This window comes from Neobacillus rhizosphaerae (assembly GCF_937468385.1).
Lineage (GTDB): Bacteria > Bacillota > Bacilli > Bacillales > Cytobacillaceae > Neobacillus > Neobacillus rhizosphaerae.
The window spans coordinates 54,470-77,221 of record NZ_CALBWS010000026.1 but is presented as its reverse complement, the minus strand read 5'-3'; the positions used below and the strand labels follow the sequence as shown (position 1 = coordinate 77,221).

Here is a 22,752-nt window from a genome sequence, read left to right as displayed (position 1 = left end):
CTTAATTGCAAAGCATTTTGCTGGAATTTAAATGCTTCCGTAATCTAACCTCGGTTCCTCTACCTGGCTGTGTGAGAACCTCTACCTCATCCATGAAATTCTCCATGATGGTAAAACCCATTCCGGATCGCTCTAAATCCGGCTTCGTTGTAAATAATGGCTGACGAGCTTCTTCCACATCTTCAATTCCTAATCCAGTATCTTTAATTGACATATCAATTAAGCTGTCCTCTATCGAAACATGGATATAAATAATCCCGTTTGGATCATTTTCATATCCATGGATTATCGCATTTGTGACGGCTTCAGAAACTACTGTTTTAATCTCTGTTAATTCATCCATATTCGGATCAATCTGGGCAATAAAGGCGGCAACAGTTACACGGGCAAACGACTCATTTTGACTTAAAGCACTGAACTCAAGTCTCATTTCATTCTTCATTCATGCAACCCCCAATCTTTGCAATGCAAATTCCTCAGTCGGTTCCATTTTAATGATTTTAAATAAACCAGACATATCGAATAATCTTTGTATTGCAGGGGAAATTGCACAAACGACCATTTCACCGTGCACCTGTTTTATTTGTTTGTATCTTCCTAAAATAACACCCAATCCAGAGCTATCCATGAAAGAAAGGTGTTCCAGATTCAAGACAATATGACGAATATCATTTTTTTCAATAACTGCTGTCGCTTGTTCTCGAAGTTCATCTGCGGTATGATGATCCAATTCACCGCTTAAGCGAATACATAAAACATCATTTCTTGTTTCTAATTCAATGTTAAGACTCACTATCCCTGGCCTCCTTATTCTGGTATAGTGAGTCAATTCGCTTCTCAAGCGGCAATTTCCTTCTATAATTACAAAACTAGTCGTATTTCGCTAAAAGTAGTTACGTACTATGACATTTCGACAATGAAAAGTGGAAGCGCCCATAAACAACGTATCGACTAACGGACTTCGGGGGATAAAATTTACTTCCCTGCTTTTGTAAACATTCCAAATGAACGCTTATAAAGTTTCCACCAACCTGCTTCCTTAACCTCTTTCCTCGCGACTATAGGACTTTCGAGAATAACCTTTCCGTCCTTTATTAGCTTAATACTTCCTACCTTATCCCCTTTTGAAATCGGGGCATTTAGATTTTTTTGCAAAACAATTTTTTGTTTTACATCTTCTGTCTTTTCACCTTTTTTTGTTAACAAAGAAAGTGGTTCACTAGTAACAGCATCAACAGACTTTTCCTGCCCTTTACTTACTTTTGCCTGACCGATGGTTTGATTTCGCTTAAACATTGGATGTGTCTGGTATTGACTAAAGGCATAATTTAGCATCTTGGTCACTTGTGCATTTCTTTCCTTTGATGTCGGAGCACCAAAGACTACTGCAATCACACGCATGCCATCTTTTTGCGCCGTGGCCGTTAAGCAGTATTTAGCTTCAGCAGTAAAACCAGTTTTTAAACCGTCCACTCCTGGGTAAAAACGCACCAATTTATTCGTGTTAACTAGCCAGAACTTTTTGTCCGTATTTTCGCGGAGGTAGGCTTCATACATACCTGTAAATTTTGTAATCTCATCATATTTAAGTAGCTCTTTAGCCATCATCGCCATATCTGATGCTGAACTAAAATGCCCACTAACGGGAAGTCCTGTCGTATTTTTAAAGAAAGTATGCTTAAGGCCTAGTTCTTTTGCTTTTTCATTCATCTTGTCAACAAAGGCTTCCTCTGACCCTGCAATTCTTTCAGCCATCGCAACAGAAGCATCATTTCCTGAGCCAATTGCAATTCCTCTTAACATCTCCTTTGTCGTCATTTCTTCACCAGGTTCAAGGAAAATTTGAGAACCACCCATAGAGGCTGCGTACTCGCTTGTACGTATTTTTTCATTCCAAGTAAGCTTTCCTTTATCAATTGCTTCCATGATCAAAAGCATGGTCATAATCTTTGTCATACTCGCTGGTGGCAGTTCTTCCTTACTATTTTTCTCGTAGAGGACTTTTCCAGTATCACGCTCTATTAAGATAGCGGATTTCACATTACTGACAACTTCAGAACTCTTCTTCTCTTCAGCAGCAAAAGCCGATGGGCTAAATAAGCATGTAAGTAATAAAGATGTCATTAATAAAGAGACAAATCGTTTCATTCACATAACCCTCCATTCTTTATAGCCTCCATTTTTTCCAAAACCACCAATCTTATACAATTTTTTCCTCCGTTTTAATAAAAAAAAGGGTGTCAGGCACCATGTGAATTTTTCACATGGTGCCTGACACCCTAGACAAAATTATTTTATTCGGTTATTTCCTCGTGGACGAGGATTGGTGCTTCTATTTTTGCTGTGGAAATTTTGATATTGTCGTAAAGCTTTTGTTTTACTTCATCTACATTTTCAAAATTGCTGTATATGGTTACTAATGATTCGCCTTTTTTGGCTTGGTCGCCAATTTTCTTTCTTAAAACAAGACCTACAGCAAGATCAATGACAGATTCTTTTGTTGCTCGTCCTGCTCCTAGGATCATTGCTGCCGTGCCAACCTCATCTGCAACGATTTCTGAAACATAACCATCTTCTTTTGCTTCAAGTTCAAAGATATATTTTGCTTGTGGCATTTTAGAAGGATCATCAACAATTGAGGCATCCCCGCCTTGAGAACTTAAAAATACTTTTAATTTATCAAGTGCAGAACCATCTTTTATGACATTTTCAAGCAAGGTACGTGCTTCTGCTAATGAATCAGCCTTTTCAGCTAAGTAAACCATGTGACTGCCAAGTGTTAAACAAAGTTCTGTTAAATCCTCCGGACCTTCACCTTTTAAGGTATCAATCGCTTCTTTCACTTCAAGCGCATTACCTATCGCATATCCAAGCGGCTGGCTCATATCGGAAATAACAGCCATGGTTCTTCTGCCGACGTTATTACCAATGCGCACCATTGCTTTGGCCAATTCTCGTGAATCATCAAGTGTCTTCATAAAGGCACCAGCGCCTGTTTTAACATCAAGAACAATTGCATCAGCACCAGCGGCAATTTTTTTACTCATGATAGAACTAGCGATAAGCGGAATGCTATTGACAGTGGCAGTTACGTCCCTTAGTGAATATAGCTTTTTATCGGCAGGTGTTAAGTTCCCGCTTTGTCCAATGACCGCAATCTTATTTTTATTGACAAGATCGATAAATTCATCATTTTCAATTTCAACATGGAAGCCTTTAACCGCTTCTAATTTATCAATGGTTCCGCCCGTATGACCTAAGCCTCGACCGGACATCTTTGCAACTGGTACATCTAGTGCAGCTACAAGTGGTCCAAGAACAAGTGTAGTGGTATCACCAACGCCACCTGTTGAATGCTTATCAACTTTAATGCCCTCGATTTGCGATAAATCAATCTGATCTCCTGATTCAACCATCGCCATCGTTAAATCGGCTCTTTCTTTTTCAGTCATCCCTTTAAAAAAGATAGCCATTGTTAACGCACTTACCTGATAATCTGGAATAGAACCATCTGTATAACCAGTAATAATAAAATTAATTTCTTCTGTTGATAATTCCTGCCCGTCACGTTTTTTCTCAATTAGGTCAACCATTCTCATATTTATCACCACTTCGTTATAGTAATAGTCAATTTATTTCGTGATATTTTTTACAATTTCTTTAACATATGAAAGGAAGTCTGCTTTTACTTTTTCAGTTGTTTCAATAACTTCATCATGTGTTAGTGGCTGATCAAGAATTCCAGCTGCCATATTAGAAATACATGAAATACCAAGAACCTTCATTCCGCTGTGACGTGCCACAATTACTTCAGGTACCGTAGACATTCCAACGGCGTCACCACCCATAACCCTGACCATCCGTATTTCTGCTGGTGTTTCATAGACTGGTCCCGGATTACCAAAATAAACACCTTCTTTCACATTGATGTTTAAACGGTCGGCAATTTCTCTAGCAGAAGCCCGTAATTCTTTCGAATACGCTTCAGACATATCTGGGAAACGGACACCGAAATGGGAATCATTCGGGCCAATTAACGGATTGGTCCCCATATTGTTAATGTGATCTGAAATAAGCATTAAATCTCCAGGTTCAAAGCTTTCGTTTACTCCACCTGCAGCATTTGTGACGATTAACATTTCTACTCCTAGCTCTTTCATGACGCGAACTGGAAAAGTGACTTTCTCCATACTATATCCTTCATAGAAATGGAAACGGCCTTGCATAGCAACAACCTCTATACCATTTAGTAAACCAAAAACAAGTTGTCCGGCATGCCCTTCAACTGTAGAAACAGGAAAATCTGGAATTTCATTGTATGGAATTTTTACTGGGTTCTCAATTTCTTCTGCAAGGACACCTAGACCTGATCCTAAAATAAGACCTAACTTAGGTGTACTAGGATATTTTCCTTTCAAAAAACCTGCTGCATTTGCAATATTTTCAAAGTTCATGCTCATTCCCCTTCCTTATTTCAATTCATTTAAAAAGCTTTTACCGTAGTTCGGCAATTTTACATTGAAGTTTTCAGCAACGGTTGCCCCAAGGTCAGCAAAGGTTTCTCGTAACGGAAGTTCCTTTCCTTCTACCATACTCTTTGAGTAAACAAGCAACGGAACATATTCACGTGTATGGTCGGTACCCGGCGCAACAGGATCATTTCCGTGGTCTGCTGTAATCATTAACAAGTCATCATCTTTCATTTTTGCAAACACTTCAGGCAAGCGAGCATCATATTCTTCAAGCGCATTCCCGTATCCTTTAGGGTCACGGCGATGTCCGTAAAGTGCATCAAAATCCACAAGATTTACAAAGCTAATACCTGTAAAATCGATATCAAAGGTCTCAACTAGCTTATCCATACCATCCATATTAGAAATTGTTCTCAGAGATTTCGTTACGCCTTCACCATCATAAATATCGGAAATCTTCCCAATGGCAATTACATCAAGGCCTGCATCCTTTAATTCACTCATAACAGTCCGGTCAAACGGCTTTAATGCATAATCGTGACGATTCGAAGTACGTTTAAAGTTTCCTGTTTCCCCCAAGAATGGGCGGGCAATCACACGTCCAACCATATACTTTTCATCAAGTGTTAATTCACGAGCAATTTTACAAATTTTATAGAGCTCCTCGAGTGGGACAATTTCTTCATGTGCAGCAATTTGAAGCACGGAGTCAGCTGATGTATAGACAATCAATGCCCCCGTTTTCATATGCTCTTCGCCCATCTCATCGAGAATTTCTGTACCACTGGCAGGTTTATTGCCAATAATTTTTCGACCTGTACGTTTTTCTAATTCAGAAACAAGCTCTTCTGGAAACCCTTCAGGAAACACACGGAAAGGAGTTTGAATATTTAGGCCCATAATTTCCCAGTGGCCTGTCATTGTATCTTTTCCGTTAGAAGCCTCCATCATTTTTGTATAATATCCTAACGGTTTAGTTGATTTTTCAATTCCCTTGATTTCGCGGATATTGCTTAAACCCAACTTCGCCATGTTTGGCATATTTAGACCATTCATTCTCTCCGCAATATGGCCAAAGGTATCTGCCCCTTTGTCACCAAACTTTTCTGCATCAGGTGCTTCCCCAATACCAACCGAATCCATTACGATGATAAAAATTCGTTTATATGTACTTGCAACCATACAATTCTTCCTCCTTTATCAATAGAAAACGTTTGCAAATAATGAAATAATCGCATCACTATGTTGCCCTGTTGAAATAAGATTAACCAAAAAAATGAACCTATTTGTCAGAAGTCTGACATCTCTATTTTACTAAATGTTTTCGAAATTACAAGAAAAAAGCCACCAAAATTTCTGGTAGCTTTTTGACACTTTTGTGAATGTTACATAAAAACTACCATTCTATTAGGCTCGGGGATGAAATTTACTATAAACATCCTTTAACTTTGTTTTCGTTACATGAGTATAGATTTGTGTTGTTGATATATCTGCGTGACCTAACATTTCTTGAACTGCCCTTAAATCAGCACCATTTTCTAATAGGTGGGTCGCAAAAGAGTGGCGAAGAGTATGTGGTGTAAGCTCTTTTTCGATCCCAGCTTCCCTAGCTAACTTTTTCAATATTTTCCAAAATCCTTGGCGGGATAGCCTTTTACCTTGATGGTTTAAAAATAAAGCATTATCCAGGTGCTTTTGGCTAACAAACTGGGGTCTGCCAACATCTAAAAAATGTTTAAGAGAATCAGCTGCTGTTCGTCCAATCGGAATAATTCGTTCTTTATTTCCTTTGCCGTGACAGCGGACAAAGCCCATAGCGAGGTGGACATTATCGATATCAAGACCAATTAATTCACTAACACGGATTCCAGTCGCATAGAGGAGTTCAAGCATTGCTTTGTCCCTAATTCCGTAATGATCATTATGCTTGGGTGCATCCAAAAGTGTTTCAACTTCTTGTAAACTCAACACTTTTGGTATGGATCTTTCAAATCTTGGTGTTTCGATAAGGACTGATGGATCTTGATCTGTTGCTTTATCCCGTAATAAAAATTGATGAAACGCACGAATTGAGGCAACATGTCTTGCAATTGTTTTTGCTGATTTCCCCTGTTCTTTTAAAAAACTTAAAAAATGAACAATATGCACACGCTTTACTACATTTAATGATAGGATAGATTCCCCGTTTTTTAAATAATGAAGATAGCTTTTTAAATCTCGCTCATAGGACAGGATTGTATTCTTTGCTAAACCTTTTTCAATTATTAAGTAATCCATGAAATTCTTTACTTGTTCTTCCATCGCATTTACTCCCCATTTAAATAAAACAACATCAGCCGATCCAACAAGTAGGAACTTTTTTCATTTACTGTATTTGAAACCTTTACCGCAGATCCTTCAGGTTCATCAAAGCGATGATAATTTTGATATTCTTCAGATACCCACATGATACCATAATAAAAGAGAATCGTGCATCCAGTGAATATTATAAAAACCTTTAAGGTTTGCAGAGCTATTTTTATAAGTGAGATCATTTTGCTTCCCCCATTTTTCATTATTCTAGTAAATGGTATGCCAAATTGTACAAGGTTTATACCTTGTCATAAGGAAAAAGGGGGAATTATATAAAGAATGCAGCAAAATAAAAAGTCCTTTTCAGTAAAAGGACTCGCAAACGTTATTCAGTTTTGTCATCCTCATTTTGTTTATCCTGGCAACGGTAACAAATCCCATGAAAGGTGAGGCGATGATCTTTTATTTTAAAATTCCATCTTCGTTCAACCACTGCTTCCACATCTTCAAGTAAATCCTCTTGAATTTCATCAACGGCACCGCATTCAATACAAACAAGATGATGGTGGAAATGGGCCGCACCTTCCTGGCGAAGATCATAACGGGAAACCCCATCACCAAAATTAATTTTATCAACAATTTTTAATTCCGTTAGCAATTCCAACGTTCGATAAACAGTTGCTAAACCAATTTCTGGCGATTTTTCTTTTACGAGGAGGTACACATCTTCCGCACTTAAATGATCCTCTTCATTTTCTAGTAAAACTCGAACGGTTGCTTCACGCTGTGGTGTTAGTTTATAACTAGCTGAATGCAACTGTTTCTTAATTCTTTCAATTCTAGTTTCCAACCCGAAGTCCCTCCCTCGCCACTGTTAATTCTCATTATAACAGATGAGAAAAGAGATTCAAAATAAAATTATTATAAACAACAATTTATAATCTATATTATTTAATATTTATTTTAAATTCGTTGATGTGATAATTGTTTTCATTAACCATGGTGATAGATAGGCTTCAATCCCAGATGCAACCGATATTAAAATTACAGCAGCAATCAACGTTAAAATATATCCTTTAAAGAACGGCATAATTGGCTGGGCATATTTTTTCATAAACTGCTTTTTAATCATTCTCAGTGAGAAGATGACTGAGAATGCAGCCATCAGAATAAACACGGGGATGGTAATCAAATTTTGTGGCATAATCGATACAAATGCTAGCATAAAACCATGCCAACCCATTTGACTTACTAGAAAACCAACCGTAAACCCGACTACCATTCCTTTTATAAACAGGAGAATAAGAATAACAGGAAGGCCGATAATAGAAATTCCCAGTATCCACATTAGCCCAATAAACTTACTGTTGTGAGAAAAGCTTTGCAAAAATAGATCGCTGTCTTCAGACACCTTACCGTCAGAGACTTGACCAAAAAACTGCGATAGATAGTAGAATAAATCTTCCTTCTGTGTAATGCTCATGCTATTAACTACGATAGCTCCAAAGATGACTCCCATTAAAAATAAAACAACAATAAACAAAAAAATTGAGGAATGCTCACGGAAATAACTAGCGGCATCGGACTGGTACAATCGTTTTTTCATCTCAAGTTTCCTCCTACTATTCTCAGGTCAGTTTATACATTCTATGCCAGTCTAGTTATTCTATGACCAATTTTAATAGATTGAATAATAAAAACCCGATAGCCTAATGCTATCGGGTTATATTTCGATTTTTTTAATCGGCGATTTTTCCGTATTTTCCCCCGCCGCCAGCTGCTAGGTTGACTTTCCCTTCTCTTGCCTTCATTACGAAGTCGGCGATTTTAGGTGGGACAACTTCTTTTAATGCCTCATATGGAACTTCGTGCACAATCGCCATTTCCGACCCAAAATGATTGACTAGCTTCTCTAGTAACCTGGGTCCAAGGCCTGGAATAAATTCCAGCGGTACTTGATGAACATAGGGCGGCCGCCCTTCTGGACTTGACTCCGCTGTCTTTAGTTCAAGGATTCGATCGGCTACCCCTTTAATAATCTTTTTATTTCCGCACAGGGTGCATATTTGATCTTCTTCGACAGCTGGGTGTAAACATTCCGTACAAACGGTTTTATGATATTTACCAAGCAATGGATCAAGACCATAATTACTGACGATTTTTCGGCCCTCTTTCTTTTTTAATGCTTTTTGTAATTCCTTAAATGTTGGTTCCTTCATCGCAATTACTTGATATTCACGGGCAATTTTCGCCAAGGAATGGGCATCAGAGTTGGTTACAAATGTATAATCGTGTAATTCTTTTATTTGATCTGCCATTTTGGTATCCGAACTTAATCCAAGTTCAATCCCATCAATCAAATCTGGGTCCAATACCTCTGTTAGTGAATGATTTACTCCTTTCCCATATAAACTTTTGAAGGGCGTGAACACATGAGCAGGAATAAAAATACCACCTAAAGCTTTTACTTTCTTTTGCAAAACGAGACCCGTTACGTAAATTCTTTGTGAACTCAATTGAATATTTTTCAAATGACCAGACAGCCACGAGGAAAACTCTTTCATAATAGAAAGGTTCGGAAAATAACAAAGCAGATGAATCGGGCCGTTGCTTTGTTCATCATAAATCTCCAATTCCGAACCAGGGATAATAGTTAAATCTCCAAACACCAAACCACCGTCCTGATGTTCAAAGATTTCTCCGCTTTCAATCAGGCTCTCCATTTCAAGAATGACTTCAGGTGAATGGCTGTCAATAATTCCAACCATATTGAGCCCTTTTTCATGTCGGGCATGTTCAATGATATTCGTAAACGTTAGCGACTTGGCCCCCGTGATTTTGACCGGCTTCCCGGTCCAAGTTCGTCCGATATGTATATGTAAATCTACATAGTAATTCTTCATTTCTGACCTATTGCCTCTTGTAATTGTAAGTATTGGACCGCGTATGCTGTTTTAGCATCATAGATTTTTTGTTCCTTTATATATTGGATGGCATCTTTGAGTGTTAATTCCTCAAGATTGACAAACTCGTCTTCGTCAAGGGCAGCAGCATTTTCTTTTTTCGTTAGTCCTTTTGCTAGAAATACATGTACAATTTCATCGGCAAATCCTGGTGAAGTATAGAAGGATGTTAGTAATTCAAGGGTCTCGCACTCATAACCCGTCTCTTCTTCTAATTCACGGCGGGCACAGAGGGCAGGTTCTTCCCCTTTTTCAAGTTTTCCAGCAGGGATTTCAACAATGGTACGTTCCAATGCTTTCCGATATTGTTCGACCATTACAATTTTATTGTCATCAGTAATCGCCAGAATAGCGACAGCCCCAGGATGTTTGATAATTTCTCTTTTCGACTGTTTACCATTTGGAAGTTCCACATCCTGTAAGTGGAGGCTAATTACTTTTCCGGTAAAAATCTCCTCACTATGGAGCGTTTTTTCTTCGAGTTTGGACATAACTTTCACTCCTGTTCTAAGACAATATGATCTGCTCATACATTTTACCATACTTTAATTGGAGGGGTATGGGATGAAGGTGTATGTGCATGAGAAGGGAATAATCCTTGTCGGTAAGGGGTGGGAGATTCTTCAGAAGCTTAAAGAATATAACAAAGATTATTCTTTAGTTTCTGATTGGATACTAAATGCTTCAAAAAAATAAGGTCTTCAATTTGTAGTCTTTCCTGTTCTTTTATAAAATTGTAGAAAAAGGACGGGGTGATTTTTTGAAAAAGAGAAGACTAGGAAATTCAGATTTGTTCGTGACCGAGTTAGGCCTGGGCTGCATGTCAATTGGGGCCGAAGAAAAAGCTGCTAGAAAAATAATTGAAGCTGCTCTTGAGGAGGGAATTAATTATTTTGATACTGCGAATTTATATGATTTTGGTGAAAACGAAAAATTTGTCGGTAAGGCAGTAAAGGATGTACGGGATCAAGTCATTATAGCGACGAAGGTCGGGAACCGCTGGAGTCCAGACAAAACTGGCTGGATGTGGGACCCTTCCAAAGCATATATAAAGGAAGAAGTAAAAAATAGCCTAAAGCGGCTTGGGACCGACTATATTGATCTATATCAATTACATGGTGGTACGCTCGAAGACCCGATTGAGGAGACAATTGAAGCCTTTGAAGAATTGAAAGCAGAAGGTATTATTCGTTATTATGGCATCTCATCGATTCGCCCAAATGTGATTCGAGAATATGTAAAGAAATCCAGCATTGTGTCCGTGATGATGCAATACAGCATCCTAGACCGCCGTCCTGAAGAAGAGGTATTACCGCAGCTTCACGAACACGGCATTAGCGTTGTCACCCGCGGGCCGCTTGCCAAGGGATTGTTAAGTGATAAGCTACTAGGAAAGGCTTCTGAAAAAGGCTATCTGGATTACACATATGAAGAATTAAGCGAGATTTTCCCGTTGTTAAAAAACAGAGTGGCTGCTTCCCGTTCGTTTACAGAAGTTGCCCTGCACTATAATCTGGCAAACCCTACGGTGGCCTCTGTTGTAGTTGGTGCCAGCAGCCCGGCACAGATTAGGAGTAATGCAGAGGCGGTCAATAGTAACCCACTGACAGATGCTGAAGTTACCATGATTAAAGAAATAACGAAGGCAAGTATGTATAAAGAACATCGATAAAAGGAGAGTTCTTCACTCTCCTTTTTTGATAATCTATTTAAATTCCTTCCAGTTCATCCCGCTATCGTTTAAAAGTTCTTCAAACGACTTGTTTTTTTCTTTTAATCGTCTTTCTTCCCGTTTTCTTTGCTCTTCCTCTTCTTTTCTTCTTTCTTCCTCGACCTTAAGCTGATCTTGCTGCTCTTTTAGCAGCTTCATTAATTTTGGATCAATCAAATCTTTAAGCGTTACCGCTGACTCTTCTTTTTTTGGTTTAGATTGATTTATTTGTTTCTTTTGTTTTTTCATTCTAAAAGCCCTCCATAATCAAAATGCTATCCCTATTATACCATTTCACCTAATAGTCCTAACATAAAAAGGCAGGCTATCCATTGGGCAGCCTGCCTTCACTATTAATATACTTCTAATTTAACGTTTTCATCCACATGCAATGCGGCTTCAGTCGAATTAACGACATCCTCTACTGTATATCCTACGGCCACTTCCACGAGCCTTAGCCCAGAATCGGTTACATCCATAACCGCGCGCTCCGTGATAATCCGGTTGACTACTCCTTCTCCTGTTAACGGCAGAGTGCATTGTTTTAATATTTTCGATTCACCTTTTTTATTTACGTGCTCCATAATGACAATTATTTTCCGGGCACCATGAACAAGGTCCATTGCTCCGCCCATACCTTTAATCATCTTTCCTGGAATCATCCAGTTTGCCAGGTCTCCTGTTTCCGATACTTCCATTCCACCAAGAATGGCCAAATTGACATGTCCGCCGCGAATCATTGCAAACGATTCGGCACTATCAAAATAGGCTGCACCACTAATGGCCGTGACCGTCTCCTTGCCTGCATTAATTAAATCTGGATCCACCTCATCTTCGTGAGGATATGGACCAATCCCTAAAAGGCCATTTTCCGATTGCAAGACAACCTGCTTATTTTCTGACATGTAATTGGCAACAAGGGTTGGCATTCCGATGCCTAGGTTTACATAAAAGCCGTTTTCTATTTCCTTTTCTGCCCTGATCGCAATTCTCTCTCTAACAGAAACCTTTTCATTTGCCATTGCTCTCTCTCCCTTCCCCAAACTCTAGGTTCTGACTGTCAATCTCTCAATTCGTTTTTCCTGTTTCCCCTCAATAATTGTTTGAACATAAATGCTAGGGGTATGAATAAAATTAGCATCCAGTTCGCCAATTTCATAAAGTTCCTCCACTTCGGCAATCGTCACTTTTCCCGCCGCCGCAATCATCGGATTAAAGTTTCGCGCTGTTTTGTGGTACACGAGATTTCCCATTTTGTCGCCCTTCCATGCCCTTACTAAACTAAAATCGGCTGTCAGTGCCTCTTCTAATAAATATTCTCTTCCGTTAAAATCCTTCGTTTCTTTCCCTTCAGCAATCGGAGTCCCTACCCCGGCTGGTGTATAAAATGCTGGAATTCCGGCACCGCCGGCCCGTATTTTTTCAGCTAATGTGCCTTGTGGTGTTAATTCTACTTCAAGTTCCCCTGTTAAAACCTGTCTCTCAAACTCTTTATTTTCACCCACATAGGAGCCAATCATTTTTTTGATTTGCTTATTATTTAATAGAAGGCCTAAACCCCACTCATCAATCCCACAGTTATTGGAAATAACCGTTAAATCCTTCACGCCTTTTTCTGCTAATGCTACAATCAAGTTTTCTGGGATGCCGCATAAACCAAATCCGCCAACCATTAATGTAGCCCCATCCTGAATATCAACAACCGCATCCTGGAAGGATGTACAAATTTTCTTCATTTTTACTTTCTCCCCCTCAAATTAAGGTTTTACGCTAGCTCAACAATCGTTGCAACCCCTTGCCCTCCGCCGATACAAAGTGTAGCTAATCCAACGCCCGCATTTCTTCGTTTCATTTCATGGATTAAGGTAACAAGAATTCTCGCACCGCTTGCTCCAATTGGATGACCAAGTGCGATGGCACCGCCATTTACGTTTAGAATTTCTTTATTAAAATGAAGTTCACGATCAACGGCTAAAGACTGTGCCGCAAACGCTTCATTTGCTTCGATTAAGTTAAGATTTTCCACGGAAACAGCTGCCTTTTCAAGTGCCTTTCTCACCGCTGGAACTGGCCCGATTCCCATGATGCTAGGGTCTACCCCTGCACTTGCGTTTGCTTTAATTATTACTAATGGCTTCAGTCCTAGTTCTTCCGCCTTTTTCTTACTCATTACTACGACAGCAGCAGCGCCGTCATTGATTCCAGAGGCATTACCTGCCGTTACGCTTCCGTCCTTTTTAAAGGCTGGACGCAAGCTGGCCAATTTTTCCGCAGTTGTTCCTTTTTTCGGATATTCATCGGTTTCAAAGATGATAGGTTCACCTTTGCGCTGTGGAATCACAACTGGAACAATCTCATCCATGAATTTTCCTTCTTCAATGGCATTAACTGCTTTCTCCTGGCTCCATGCAGAAAATTCATCCTGCTCTTCTCGCGTAATGGAGTATTTACTCGCTAAGTTTTCTGCGGTAATCCCCATATGATAGTCGTTAAAAATACATGTAAGGCCATCGGATGTCAGCGTGTCGACTAATGTTTGATCCCCCATTTTAAAACCATCACGAGCATTTTTCAAAAGGTAGGGTGCCTGGCTCATATTTTCCATCCCCCCAGCGACTACTATTTCGGCATCTCCTGCTAAAATAGCTTGCGTTGCCAGGTGAACCGCCTTCAGCCCGGAGCCACAAACCTTATTAATCGTCATCGAGGAAACGCTTTCAGGAATACCCGCTTTAATGGCTGCCTGCCGTGCCGGATTTTGCCCTAATCCAGCTTGAAGCACATTCCCCATAATTACTTCATCCACTTGATCTGGCTTTACCCCTGCCTGTTCAAGTGCCCCTTTGATGACTGTTGCACCTAATTCAGGTGCTGAAACATTTTTTAAGCTGCCATTAAAATTTCCCAATGCCGTACGAACGGCACTAACAATGACTACTTCGGTTTGACTCATATCCTTCTCTCCTTTTCAAGCTAGTTTACAATTACTAGTTCTAGTGAAAATACAAAAAATCCTCTTATTTTGTCAAAATTTCTATTATTCTTGATTTTTTGAATTCACCAACACTACAATGAAAGTATGAATATAGGAGGGGAAAAATGATGCTTACTTTACCTAAAAAAGTGACGATTATCGAGGTAGGCCCACGAGATGGTCTGCAAAATGAAAAGTTATTCGTACCAACTGACATAAAAAAGCAATTTATCAGTGGATTAAGGAATGCTGGACTGAAAGAAATGGAGCTGACTTCGTTTGTATCACCGAAATGGGTGCCGCAAATGGGGGATGCTGCCGAAATTGTGGCTGACTGCCTCGATGAGAAGACAAAAAACATCGTGTTAGCCCCAAACCGTAAAGGAGTTGACCGTGTCTATTCTTCCAACTGTCAGGCCGTTGCCGTGTTTGTCGGTGTCAGCAATACCTTTAATTTGAAAAATATTAACAAAACAACTCGGGATAGTATGGCGGAGCTGAAGCCAATCATCCTTGAGCTAAAAGAAAAGAACTATTTTGTCCGCGCCTGCATTTCGACTGCATTTTATTGTCCTTATGAGGGAAAAACCAATGAAAGTGATACATTAGCCCTCTGCCGTGAATTTGTAGAGTCGGGCGTCGATGAATTAAGTGTGGCCGATACGATTGGGATGGCGGCACCGAATGAAGCCTTTTCTTTGTTTTCCCAATTAAAGGCGGAATTCACTGAAACCCTTTTAACCGCCCATTTTCATGACACACGCAAGCTTGCCCTAGCCAATATTTTTGCTTCCCTTCAAGCCGGAATCGATCGGTTTGACACATCTGCCGGAGGTCTTGGCGGCTGTCCATTTGCACCTGGAGCCGCTGGAAATGCAGCCACGGAGGACGTAGTTTACATGCTTGAGCGGATGGGAATTAATACGGGTGTGGACCTTTATAAACTGATGGATGCCATCGAAGTCGTTCGCCCCTATCTTACAAGACAAATTGACACTGGCTATTATCGACTTCATACCCAAACGGTCTAAATTCAATTTTTTCGTGAATAATCAGTATTCTTTTAATCCATCTTATTAAATGAAACCATCATGAAGGGAGCCCAAGATTATGAGCCAAAAACGTGATAAAGGAAACAGCCAACAAGGAAAAAACTATGCAGATTCAGCTGGTGGCGGTAAGCGGATGATTGCTGCTGAGGAACTCGAAAAGGCCCTCCACCCGACGAAAAGACAAAACTCAGAGCAGTAAATGATCCTCAAACTCAAAGCCGCTCATTGGTGTCAGCGGCTTTTTTCATGTTAAAATAAAAACGGTTAATTTATGGGCGGAGAGAATTTGTTTTTCATATGTTATATAAACCAACTTCAGGAGGTGCCAATTTTTGAAAAAGGCATTTCGAGCTCTGTTTGTGTTGTTGTTTTTCTGGTTATCTCTCGGTTTGTATTTTACAAACCGTCTGATGTATATGAAAAAGAAGGATGAGGAATTGATTATAAAGCGAGAAAAGGAAGCTGGCAGGTATAATCCAGATGAATTCGAATCATTACCAAAGCGAGACGTAGATATTCCTTCACCCTTTGGATACACGATTAAAGCCCTTCTAGTCGAACCACACGGGACCAACCGCTTTATCATAATTTCTCATGGTGTGACTGAAACGAAAATTAATTCGATTAAATACGCAAACCTTTTTTTAGAGCGCGGATTTAATGCCTTGATTTACGACCATCGCCGTCACGGGGAATCTGGCGGGAAAACGACCAGCTTCGGTCATTATGAAAAATTCGATTTAAAAACAGTGGTTGACTGGCTCAAAAAAGAAAAGGGTCCGGATCTTGAACTTGGGATTCACGGAGAATCGATGGGGGCTGCTACCATGCTTTTATACGCCGGACTTCTCGAGGATGGCGCAGATTTCTATATTGCCGATTGCCCATTTTCTGATTTCAAAGAACAACTTGCTTATCTCATCAAAAAAGACTTCAAGCTTATCCCTGGAATCCTACTTCCAATTGGGGATGCTCTTTTACGCCTTCGGGACAAATATTCGATTCGAAATGTTTCGCCAATATCAGTGATTGAAAACATCAAACATCCGGTCCTATTTATCCATAGTCGGAAAGATGATTTTATTTTGCCATCTATGTCGAGAGATTTATTTGAGCACAAAAAGGGACCTAAAATGCTGTATATTGCGGAAAATGGACGGCATGCCCAGTCTTTTAACGAAAACCGTGCTGATTATGAACGAGTTATTGATGAATTTTTACAGAAATATGTCGACCCTGCTTTGCCTAGTTAATAAAACAGACTGTTTATATGGAACAGTCTGTTTTTTCTTTCATGATTAGGCTCATATGGCCATTTAAGATTTGTTGCGGGCTTTTTAGTTGAAAGCAATTGGCTACTTGAGAAAAATCAATTTTCATTTGCTCGTCAAAGAAAATCATTTTTGATTTTTCTACGTAAACCGTTCTGTCATTTGTTTCAATCGCGATTTCATCATCAGCTATTTCTGGAACAAACCACAAGGCTACAACTCCGTTTACCGCACATCCGCAGCCGTCTGTATCGTATTTTAGTTTTAAGTAGCCTTTTCTACCTTCGGTTCTCTCATTTATTTTTTCTATTGCTGCCGCTGTTATATTTATTTCCACTTTAATCGCACCCCTTTTCTAGCATATGATGATTGTATCACATGCTGTAAGGGCTGCTTATTTTTTTGCTTTTAGCTTTTTGTTTGCGTTTTCCTGTTATTCCAGTTAATCTCAAAGTTAGTACGAACATTTTTTAAAGGGGTGCTAGTTATGTCAAAAGTTCAAATCAAAGTAAATGATAATGGTTCACTTAGAATTACGGGTGATGTAGAATTGCTTGATGGCGAAGGCAATGTCTATACAACAAAGCCTTCCTTTTCTCTTTGCCGTTGTGGACAGTCTAATAACAAACCTTTTTGCGACGGCTCGCATAAAGGGAATTTTGAATCCCAAGTTCGGGTTCCAAAAGCAGAATAAGATTAAGGTGAGCGGCTTTCCGATTTTGAGGCCGCTCTTTTCTCTGCTTCACAAATCCGTCAGCCTGATGTCGGCAATCGCATCTATTGGAATCCAGTGCACTTCTTCAAAACGGTCTACAACATGAAGCCTTTGCGTCAGTTCATCCCAGTAATGGATTTTTCCAATCACTATTTCATAGTTACGTTTCCGATAATGGGTAATCGTAACGAATTGATCAAATTCAATCGCTTCAGTTAAGGTCTCATTCATGAGCTCCAGCTGTTGCTCATCCATTTCTCTTTTCTGTTCGAACCGATCTTCTTTTACCCAATCCCTGAGTAGTTTCACATGCTCAGGAAGCATCATCGACGTCCATTTGATTCTTCCGCGGTCGCGAATCATACGCCACTCCTTCTTTCGTTACATTTTATGTCCACCAACAAGTGTCGCCCGGTGTTTAGCAGTTCCAGCAGCCGTATAAGAAACAGCGCGCAATAGGGCACCTGAGCCAAAGCGCCTGCGGACAGAATCGACTACATAACCAAGTTCCCGCCTCTTATAGGCACCCGTGTCAAAAAGATCGAGCTGAAGCTCTTGGTCATCGACTATATTTGCGATGGCAAGCGAAATTTGTCTTACCGTCTTTCCCGTATAATGCTCATGAAGCAATTCAAGACAGACACGGTAAAGTTCCATCGTCTCATTTGTTGGCTGCTGGATCGTTCTGGAACGGTGAAAGCCGCCGCCAAATTCATCTTGGCTGTAGCCGATTCCAAGACTTATCGTTCTCCCTGCCTTTCGATGCGTCCTCGCTCTTCGGGCGACTTCCTCACACATTTCTAAAATGACAGCCTTAATTTCCGTTTCCTCTTTATAATCCCTTAACAGAATTTGGCTTTTTCCGAAGCTGATTTGTCCTTTTATGATTGGTGCCCCCAAATCGGAAAGGTCAACTCCCCAAGCATGATAATAAAGTTGGTTGCCCATAATGCCGAATTTCTTTTCCAACTTTTCTAAATCATAGCGGGCCAACTGACCAACCGTGAAGATACCCATGCCATTTAATGTTTTTTCCACACGCCTGCCGATTCCCCACATTTCCCTAAGCGGCGATACGTTCCAAAGCTTTGCCTGCACATCCTCATACGTCCATTCAGCAATTCCTTTATTCTTTGCATCAAGGTCCAAGCAAAGCTTCGCCAGTAACATATTGGGGCCAATCCCAGCCGCACACGGCAGCTGAAATTCCCGCTCAATATCATTCTTTATTTTTTCGGCAATGGTATAGGCATCCCCCCACAAATGGATAGTACCATCGACTTTAATAAAGCTTTCATCGACGCTATAGACATGGATGGCTTCTTTTGGCACATAGCGGTTAAAAACACGAGAGATTTCTGTGGCAATGCGCAAATAGGTTGCCATTTTGGGCTCGACAACTTGAATCCGGGAATCCTGGGGAATCTCAAACAGCCGTGAGCCCGTTTTGATGCCAAACTCTTTTTTCATGCGTGGCGAAGCGGCAAGTACGACACTTCCCTGCCGTTCCTTATTCCCAGCCACAACTAAATAACAGGTGAGAGGATCCAGGCCAAGCATGACAGCGGAACAGCTGGCATAGAAGCTCTTCATGTCCACACATAAAATCTTATTTTTCGGTACCATGCTGTAATCAACCATAACTTTCCCTCCAAAAACCGACTCAGAAAAACGAACATTTGTTCTTTTTTTATTATATTCATCATCATAAGCGAATATGCGTTCTTATTCAATGGAATTTTTTCACAAGTTTCCATATAGAGATTAGCTGAAAAAGCGGTATAATAGTGGATGAGGTGCATTTCCATGGAGAAAAAGCTGATTAACAAAATGATCGTAAACTGTTTTAAACAGTATTACGAGTCAGATTCAATGCCTATTGGTGAAAAGGATTTGGAAGAGCTAACAAAGCGGATTTTTCAAATAAAAGAAGAAGAACCAACTGCGGATTTATACGAGGTTGTGAATGATATAGTGTATGAGTTTTTAACAGGGTGAGATTAGAAAAGCGCAAGCACCCTGTTCAGTGACATAAGAGCTGGACTGAACCGACTGAGATAAATGGAAACTTGTCGATTGGCAAGCTGTTGGCACAGACAGAGACGTAGTTGAATTTATGCGAAATAGGAAATGAACTAACCACAAGTGTTTTGTGTAAATTTATCCTTTCCTATTAGCCAAAAAACCGCACTAATGAAAAATTCACTGTGCGGCTGTATTATGGACCCAGAAATCTTAATAAATTGTAAGTAACCGCAATATTCAAAACTATTTCGGCAAAATAATATCAACGATCGTTCCGATTCCTTCTTTGCTTCGAATGACAATGTTCCCATTATTTTCTCTTAGGATTTTAAAACATACCGTAAGACCTAAACCTGTCCCCCGTTCTTTTGTCGTATAAAAAGGTTCACCTAACTTTTGTAACTTAAACTTCGCAATGCCGTCGCCGTTATCAATCACTCGAATTCTCATTCTGTTTTCTTGAATTTCTTCCGATTTAATTCTAATCCTCCCGTTCTTTGACACAGCCTCTAAAGAATTTTTGAGAATATTAATTAATACTTGCTTTACCTGCTTTTCTTCTATGGCGGAAGTTTTTAAAATTCCTTTTGTTTGAATCTCGATAGACGCTTGGATAAGCAGTGCTGTAGAATCCAGTAAAATTTTCACATCGTGAATCACTTTATCGATATTTACTATTTTACTTGTTTGGCCTGAAGCCTGAGGCTTAGCGATAAATAGCAATTCTCCAACCACATCATTAATCCGGTCAATTTCATCTGAAATTATGGACAAATAATACTTCTCATTGGAATCGAAAACGCTTTGATCCAATAGTTTAATGAAACCTTTGATCGACGTAAGAGGATTTCTTATTTCGTGGGCAATTCCCGCTGCCATTTCACCGAGTACTCTTAAATTCTCGGACTTCACCAGCATCTCTTCTTCTTTTTTCCTTTTCGTGATATCGGTGCCAAGACAAAGAGTATGGTCATGATTACCTTTGAAATAAATGGGTAAAAATTGCCACTCAACGATTCGCATTCCCCCATTGCAGTGGATAACTGTTTCATTAGAGTCCTTCTCTTCCTCAATAAAAAGAACTTCCTGATTGAATTTGTTTTCTTTTACACCGATCATCTCGTCTGAACTCTTATTACAAAGTTCGGCAAGGGCTGCATTTATGATAACGAGCTGATCATTACTGTCTTTAACATAAATAAAATTAGGATTGATATTTAAGATAATTTCTAAAAATCTTCTTTCCTCTTTTAATTCCTGATTCATTTTTTCGATCGTTGCATTTTGAAGAACAAAGTAGGCTGCGAATAGAATGATCGCCGCACAAATCGTATTTAAGATCGAAAAGAATAACGGTAAGACCAAAAATCCACTTAAAATCCCGTTAACAAAGATAAATAACGAAGCAAAAACGAGTGATCGTAAAAATTCCTTTATTTTCCCATCTGAGATTTTTTGGCAAATAAACAGCAGTAAGAATGAATGAACAAAGACGAGAATAATATTTAAATCAAATGTAATGTTTAAAGTACTGTAGATTGGAATATAGTGGGCTGGAAATGATGGATACTCATGAATCAAATTTAACTCGGAAACTCCGTAGGAAGTAAAGTTCACAGCGTAAACAACCGAACTAAACAACAGGACGAAATAGAATATCCACTTATTAAATAATAGTTTATGATGCTTCTTAATGTTTTTGTTAGCAAGTCCGGTTTTGAATATGCAAAAAGCTATATAGTATAACAAAGGCATGATCATAATAGGACCAAAGCGGAAAAGTCTGAAAAGAAAATCAATGGTCGGTTTTGATAAATAATCCTGCGCATATAAAAACGCTATATCAATCTGCCAAATGGATAAGAAAAATAAAAAATAAGCTATCGACTTAGCTAAAGCAATTTTGTTTCCCCAAAAAATGATGATCCCACAGAAAAGCGGGATTAATGATATTGAAAACAATAGGATAAATTCCAATGGATAAACAGCCCTTCTACATTTTTGAAAGTAATAAACACGAGTTGTTGCCGCCATACCCGTGGGAGGTGATAGCAACCTTATTAACCTCTCCATAAATTATTTCGGTCACAATGGGCACATCCGAATATTGTTCAGGATTGGATTTAATTGTTGCAGGAATAAAATTATTTTCTAAGCTGATTAAGCTGGCAATCGCCTGAATAGCTCCGGTTGCACCTAGAAAATGTCCAGTCATTCCTTTGATGGAAGTAATGGGAACAGAGTTTCCAAACATCGTTTTGTGTACGAGAGCCTCAATCCGGTCATTTTCCTTTATGCCGAGAGCCTGGCTGTTCACATAGGTGGGAATCTGTCCATTTAAACATTGCTTTATTGCTTCAAGCATCTTGGATCCAGATGAGTCAGAGTGGTAGATAGAGATGCCATCCTGGTTCATATAGGCCCCCTCTACCCAACCTTTAATGTTCACATTTCTGCTTTTTGCAGATTGTTCACTTTCGAGTACAAGAATGCCAGCTCCTTCAGATAAGACAAAACCTTTGTCATCTGAAAAAGGTCCGCCTGCCACGGATTCATCTAACTCCCTCGCCGTGAGCCGGAGTTTAGAAAAACCATGCACCACAACATCCGTTAACGTACTTTCTACTCCACCGACAATACAAATATCGAGTGAACCCGCTTCAATTAATGTTTTACCTAAGTTAATCGCGTCAGTACTTGCTGTACAGCTATTGCTTAAAGTTAATGACATCCCATTCAACTCGAAAAAGGAACTCACAGATGTAGACAGGCTGTTTGTGTTCATTTTTCCTATTCCAAAGGGAGAAATTTGATTGGATTGATTGAGTCTCAGGCTGAACTTTTCCACTTCAGCAATATTTCCTCCCGAGGTACCAATAATAACGCCAACTTTTTTATCCTTGATATTGTTTGTAAGAGTAGCCATCTCGATTGCTTCGTAGGAAGCTGAAATAGCCAACTGTGAGGTCCTTGGATATCTTTTCAACACTCTTGGTTCAAGTACTGATAAGTCTTCATCAATAACCCCGCACACCAATTGCAAGCCATTCATAAATTGCACTTTTTTTGAAATAACTTTTCCACTTTCCAAAACAAATTTAAAATCTGTAGCAGATTGAATTTTCGGAGCTTTAATGCCATAACCAGTTATCAATACCTTCAATTTTAAGCTGCCCCTTTAAAGTTTATTAATCTACCAAAATTATAACTCATTTCATAGATTTTGGAATTGATAATTTTTTTTTCCAAAAGCGACTAGTCATTCATCGGAATAATA

Annotated in this window: 28 protein-coding genes; 7 read left to right on the top strand and 21 right to left on the bottom strand. The window is 39.5% G+C overall.

Annotation, left to right across the window (positions count from 1 at the left end):
* Position 1: 1 nt before the first annotated feature.
* The 12 genes from spoIIAB to M5A78_RS17820 all read right to left on the bottom strand — a co-directional run bounded on the left by spoIIAB (position 2) and on the right by M5A78_RS17820 (position 10,218).
* Positions 2 to 442 (bottom strand): anti-sigma F factor, encoded by a 441-nt coding sequence (gene spoIIAB, locus M5A78_RS17875; protein ID WP_248736641.1) that lies wholly within the window; start codon positions 440 to 442, stop codon positions 2 to 4.
* Positions 443 to 793, bottom strand: coding sequence for an anti-sigma F factor antagonist (gene spoIIAA, locus M5A78_RS17870; RefSeq protein WP_248736640.1), 351 nt, complete (start codon positions 791 to 793; stop codon positions 443 to 445).
* 182 nt (positions 794 to 975) lie between these two features.
* The gene (locus M5A78_RS17865) at positions 976 to 2,148 is read right to left on the bottom strand and encodes a D-alanyl-D-alanine carboxypeptidase family protein (protein WP_248736639.1); all 1,173 of its coding nucleotides are present in this window, start codon (positions 2,146 to 2,148) and stop codon (positions 976 to 978) included.
* Positions 2,149 to 2,294: 146 nt separating this feature from the next.
* Positions 2,295 to 3,599, bottom strand: a complete 1,305-nt coding sequence (locus tag M5A78_RS17860; protein ID WP_248736638.1) for a pyrimidine-nucleoside phosphorylase — start codon at positions 3,597 to 3,599, stop codon at positions 2,295 to 2,297.
* Between the two features lie 33 nt (positions 3,600 to 3,632).
* The gene (locus M5A78_RS17855; RefSeq protein ID WP_248736637.1) at positions 3,633 to 4,454 is read right to left on the bottom strand and encodes a purine-nucleoside phosphorylase; all 822 of its coding nucleotides are present in this window, start codon (positions 4,452 to 4,454) and stop codon (positions 3,633 to 3,635) included.
* 15 nt (positions 4,455 to 4,469) lie between these two features.
* Complete coding sequence (gene deoB / locus M5A78_RS17850) at positions 4,470 to 5,654, bottom strand: phosphopentomutase (protein ID WP_248736636.1); 1,185 nt, start codon at positions 5,652 to 5,654, stop codon at positions 4,470 to 4,472.
* Positions 5,655 to 5,879: 225 nt separating this feature from the next.
* Positions 5,880 to 6,773 (bottom strand): site-specific tyrosine recombinase XerD, encoded by an 894-nt coding sequence (xerD, locus tag M5A78_RS17845; RefSeq protein ID WP_248736635.1) that lies wholly within the window; start codon positions 6,771 to 6,773, stop codon positions 5,880 to 5,882.
* A gap of 5 nt (positions 6,774 to 6,778) precedes the next feature.
* Complete coding sequence (locus M5A78_RS17840) at positions 6,779 to 7,006, bottom strand: YqzK family protein (protein WP_248736634.1); 228 nt, start codon at positions 7,004 to 7,006, stop codon at positions 6,779 to 6,781.
* A 143-nt stretch (positions 7,007 to 7,149) separates the two neighbouring features.
* On the bottom strand, positions 7,150 to 7,614 hold the full coding sequence (fur, locus tag M5A78_RS17835) for a ferric iron uptake transcriptional regulator (RefSeq protein ID WP_248736633.1): 465 nt from the start codon (positions 7,612 to 7,614) through the stop codon (positions 7,150 to 7,152).
* A gap of 108 nt (positions 7,615 to 7,722) precedes the next feature.
* On the bottom strand, positions 7,723 to 8,370 hold the full coding sequence (gene spoIIM / locus M5A78_RS17830) for a stage II sporulation protein M (RefSeq protein ID WP_248736632.1): 648 nt from the start codon (positions 8,368 to 8,370) through the stop codon (positions 7,723 to 7,725).
* Between the two features lie 133 nt (positions 8,371 to 8,503).
* Positions 8,504 to 9,667: an endonuclease Q family protein gene (locus M5A78_RS17825; protein WP_248736631.1), complete on the bottom strand. Its 1,164-nt coding sequence runs from the start codon at positions 9,665 to 9,667 to the stop codon at positions 8,504 to 8,506.
* Positions 9,664 to 10,218 (bottom strand): NUDIX hydrolase, encoded by a 555-nt coding sequence (locus M5A78_RS17820; protein WP_248736630.1) that lies wholly within the window; start codon positions 10,216 to 10,218, stop codon positions 9,664 to 9,666. The genes M5A78_RS17825 and M5A78_RS17820 overlap by 4 nt, the downstream gene beginning before the upstream one ends.
* Positions 10,219 to 10,291: 73 nt before the next feature.
* Here M5A78_RS17820 and mciZ point away from each other — a divergent pair, with 73 nt between their 5' ends.
* Both mciZ and M5A78_RS17810 read left to right on the top strand, forming a co-directional pair.
* Entirely contained in the window at positions 10,292 to 10,423 is a 132-nt protein-coding gene (gene mciZ / locus M5A78_RS17815; protein WP_248736629.1) for a Z-ring formation inhibitor MciZ, read from the top strand.
* Positions 10,424 to 10,487: 64 nt separating this feature from the next.
* The gene (locus M5A78_RS17810; protein ID WP_248736628.1) at positions 10,488 to 11,399 is read left to right on the top strand and encodes an aldo/keto reductase; all 912 of its coding nucleotides are present in this window, start codon (positions 10,488 to 10,490) and stop codon (positions 11,397 to 11,399) included.
* Positions 11,400 to 11,432: 33 nt separating this feature from the next.
* Here M5A78_RS17810 and M5A78_RS17805 read toward each other — a convergent pair whose 3' ends face one another.
* The 4 genes from M5A78_RS17805 to M5A78_RS17790 form a co-directional block, all read right to left on the bottom strand.
* Complete coding sequence (locus M5A78_RS17805) at positions 11,433 to 11,687, bottom strand: YqkE family protein (protein WP_248736627.1); 255 nt, start codon at positions 11,685 to 11,687, stop codon at positions 11,433 to 11,435.
* A gap of 104 nt (positions 11,688 to 11,791) precedes the next feature.
* Positions 11,792 to 12,460, bottom strand: coding sequence for a 3-oxoacid CoA-transferase subunit B (locus M5A78_RS17800; RefSeq protein ID WP_248736626.1), 669 nt, complete (start codon positions 12,458 to 12,460; stop codon positions 11,792 to 11,794).
* 24 nt (positions 12,461 to 12,484) lie between these two features.
* On the bottom strand, positions 12,485 to 13,174 hold the full coding sequence (locus tag M5A78_RS17795) for a CoA transferase subunit A (RefSeq protein ID WP_248736625.1): 690 nt from the start codon (positions 13,172 to 13,174) through the stop codon (positions 12,485 to 12,487).
* A 29-nt stretch (positions 13,175 to 13,203) separates the two neighbouring features.
* Positions 13,204 to 14,391, bottom strand: a complete 1,188-nt coding sequence (locus tag M5A78_RS17790) for an acetyl-CoA C-acetyltransferase (RefSeq protein ID WP_248736624.1) — start codon at positions 14,389 to 14,391, stop codon at positions 13,204 to 13,206.
* 146 nt (positions 14,392 to 14,537) lie between these two features.
* On the opposite strand from M5A78_RS17790, the gene M5A78_RS17785 reads away from it, so the two are divergent.
* From M5A78_RS17785 to M5A78_RS17775, 3 genes are all read left to right on the top strand, one after another.
* Positions 14,538 to 15,443 carry a hydroxymethylglutaryl-CoA lyase gene (locus M5A78_RS17785; RefSeq protein ID WP_248736623.1) on the top strand — a complete coding sequence of 302 codons (906 nt, stop codon included), beginning with the start codon at positions 14,538 to 14,540 and terminating at the stop codon, positions 15,441 to 15,443.
* Positions 15,444 to 15,522: 79 nt separating this feature from the next.
* Positions 15,523 to 15,663 carry a hypothetical protein gene (locus tag M5A78_RS17780; protein WP_248736622.1) on the top strand — a complete coding sequence of 47 codons (141 nt, stop codon included), beginning with the start codon at positions 15,523 to 15,525 and terminating at the stop codon, positions 15,661 to 15,663.
* A gap of 133 nt (positions 15,664 to 15,796) precedes the next feature.
* On the top strand, positions 15,797 to 16,717 hold the full coding sequence (locus M5A78_RS17775; protein WP_248736621.1) for an alpha/beta hydrolase: 921 nt from the start codon (positions 15,797 to 15,799) through the stop codon (positions 16,715 to 16,717).
* A 13-nt stretch (positions 16,718 to 16,730) separates the two neighbouring features.
* Here the strand turns inward: M5A78_RS17775 and M5A78_RS17770 are convergent, their stop codons facing one another.
* Positions 16,731 to 17,072 (bottom strand): iron-sulfur cluster biosynthesis family protein, encoded by a 342-nt coding sequence (locus M5A78_RS17770; RefSeq protein WP_248736620.1) that lies wholly within the window; start codon positions 17,070 to 17,072, stop codon positions 16,731 to 16,733.
* 150 nt (positions 17,073 to 17,222) lie between these two features.
* Here M5A78_RS17770 and M5A78_RS17765 point away from each other — a divergent pair, with 150 nt between their 5' ends.
* Positions 17,223 to 17,429 (top strand): CDGSH iron-sulfur domain-containing protein, encoded by a 207-nt coding sequence (locus tag M5A78_RS17765; protein ID WP_248736619.1) that lies wholly within the window; start codon positions 17,223 to 17,225, stop codon positions 17,427 to 17,429.
* A gap of 48 nt (positions 17,430 to 17,477) precedes the next feature.
* Here M5A78_RS17765 and M5A78_RS17760 read toward each other — a convergent pair whose 3' ends face one another.
* Both M5A78_RS17760 and M5A78_RS17755 read right to left on the bottom strand, forming a co-directional pair.
* Positions 17,478 to 17,813 (bottom strand): YolD-like family protein, encoded by a 336-nt coding sequence (locus M5A78_RS17760; RefSeq protein WP_248736618.1) that lies wholly within the window; start codon positions 17,811 to 17,813, stop codon positions 17,478 to 17,480.
* Positions 17,814 to 17,831: 18 nt separating this feature from the next.
* A complete protein-coding gene (locus M5A78_RS17755; RefSeq protein ID WP_248736617.1) occupies positions 17,832 to 19,091 on the bottom strand; it encodes a Y-family DNA polymerase in 1,260 nt (419 codons plus the stop codon).
* Positions 19,092 to 19,256: 165 nt separating this feature from the next.
* Between M5A78_RS17755 and M5A78_RS17750 the strand changes: the two genes are divergently transcribed.
* Positions 19,257 to 19,448, top strand: a complete 192-nt coding sequence (locus tag M5A78_RS17750) for a YqzH family protein (RefSeq protein ID WP_248736616.1) — start codon at positions 19,257 to 19,259, stop codon at positions 19,446 to 19,448.
* Positions 19,449 to 19,718: 270 nt separating this feature from the next.
* Here M5A78_RS17750 and M5A78_RS17745 read toward each other — a convergent pair whose 3' ends face one another.
* Complete coding sequence (locus M5A78_RS17745; RefSeq protein ID WP_248736615.1) at positions 19,719 to 21,530, bottom strand: ATP-binding protein; 1,812 nt, start codon at positions 21,528 to 21,530, stop codon at positions 19,719 to 19,721.
* A complete protein-coding gene (locus M5A78_RS17740) occupies positions 21,469 to 22,638 on the bottom strand; it encodes a beta-ketoacyl synthase N-terminal-like domain-containing protein (protein WP_248736614.1) in 1,170 nt (389 codons plus the stop codon). Before M5A78_RS17740 ends, M5A78_RS17745 begins: the two co-directional genes overlap by 62 nt.
* Between the last annotated feature and the right edge of the window lie 114 nt (positions 22,639 to 22,752).

What these genes read in the sequence shown, in the direction of transcription:
- M5A78_RS17780 (WP_248736622.1), top strand. Translation starts at nt 15,523, where the DNA reads ATGAGCCAAAAACGTGATAAAGGAAACAGCCAACAAGGAAAAAACTAT.
- M5A78_RS17840 (WP_248736634.1), bottom strand. Translation starts at nt 7,006, where the DNA reads ATGATCTCACTTATAAAAATAGCTCTGCAAACCTTAAAGGTTTTTATA.
- M5A78_RS17820 (WP_248736630.1), bottom strand. Translation starts at nt 10,218, where the DNA reads ATGTCCAAACTCGAAGAAAAAACGCTCCATAGTGAGGAGATTTTTACC.
- M5A78_RS17790 (WP_248736624.1), bottom strand. Translation starts at nt 14,391, where the DNA reads ATGAGTCAAACCGAAGTAGTCATTGTTAGTGCCGTTCGTACGGCATTG.
- M5A78_RS17785 (WP_248736623.1), top strand. Translation starts at nt 14,538, where the DNA reads ATGATGCTTACTTTACCTAAAAAAGTGACGATTATCGAGGTAGGCCCA.
- M5A78_RS17750 (WP_248736616.1), top strand. Translation starts at nt 19,257, where the DNA reads ATGGAGAAAAAGCTGATTAACAAAATGATCGTAAACTGTTTTAAACAG.
- M5A78_RS17865 (WP_248736639.1), bottom strand. Translation starts at nt 2,148, where the DNA reads ATGAAACGATTTGTCTCTTTATTAATGACATCTTTATTACTTACATGC.
- M5A78_RS17855 (WP_248736637.1), bottom strand. Translation starts at nt 4,454, where the DNA reads ATGAACTTTGAAAATATTGCAAATGCAGCAGGTTTTTTGAAAGGAAAA.
- deoB (WP_248736636.1), bottom strand. Translation starts at nt 5,654, where the DNA reads ATGGTTGCAAGTACATATAAACGAATTTTTATCATCGTAATGGATTCG.
- spoIIM (WP_248736632.1), bottom strand. Translation starts at nt 8,370, where the DNA reads ATGAAAAAACGATTGTACCAGTCCGATGCCGCTAGTTATTTCCGTGAG.
- M5A78_RS17860 (WP_248736638.1), bottom strand. Translation starts at nt 3,599, where the DNA reads ATGAGAATGGTTGACCTAATTGAGAAAAAACGTGACGGGCAGGAATTA.
- M5A78_RS17795 (WP_248736625.1), bottom strand. Translation starts at nt 13,174, where the DNA reads ATGAAGAAAATTTGTACATCCTTCCAGGATGCGGTTGTTGATATTCAG.
- M5A78_RS17805 (WP_248736627.1), bottom strand. Translation starts at nt 11,687, where the DNA reads ATGAAAAAACAAAAGAAACAAATAAATCAATCTAAACCAAAAAAAGAA.
- M5A78_RS17800 (WP_248736626.1), bottom strand. Translation starts at nt 12,460, where the DNA reads ATGGCAAATGAAAAGGTTTCTGTTAGAGAGAGAATTGCGATCAGGGCA.
- mciZ (WP_248736629.1), top strand. Translation starts at nt 10,292, where the DNA reads ATGAAGGTGTATGTGCATGAGAAGGGAATAATCCTTGTCGGTAAGGGG.
- M5A78_RS17825 (WP_248736631.1), bottom strand. Translation starts at nt 9,667, where the DNA reads ATGAAGAATTACTATGTAGATTTACATATACATATCGGACGAACTTGG.
- xerD (WP_248736635.1), bottom strand. Translation starts at nt 6,773, where the DNA reads ATGGAAGAACAAGTAAAGAATTTCATGGATTACTTAATAATTGAAAAA.
- M5A78_RS17765 (WP_248736619.1), top strand. Translation starts at nt 17,223, where the DNA reads ATGTCAAAAGTTCAAATCAAAGTAAATGATAATGGTTCACTTAGAATT.
- M5A78_RS17760 (WP_248736618.1), bottom strand. Translation starts at nt 17,813, where the DNA reads ATGATTCGCGACCGCGGAAGAATCAAATGGACGTCGATGATGCTTCCT.
- spoIIAB (WP_248736641.1), bottom strand. Translation starts at nt 442, where the DNA reads ATGAAGAATGAAATGAGACTTGAGTTCAGTGCTTTAAGTCAAAATGAG.
- M5A78_RS17755 (WP_248736617.1), bottom strand. Translation starts at nt 19,091, where the DNA reads ATGGTTGATTACAGCATGGTACCGAAAAATAAGATTTTATGTGTGGAC.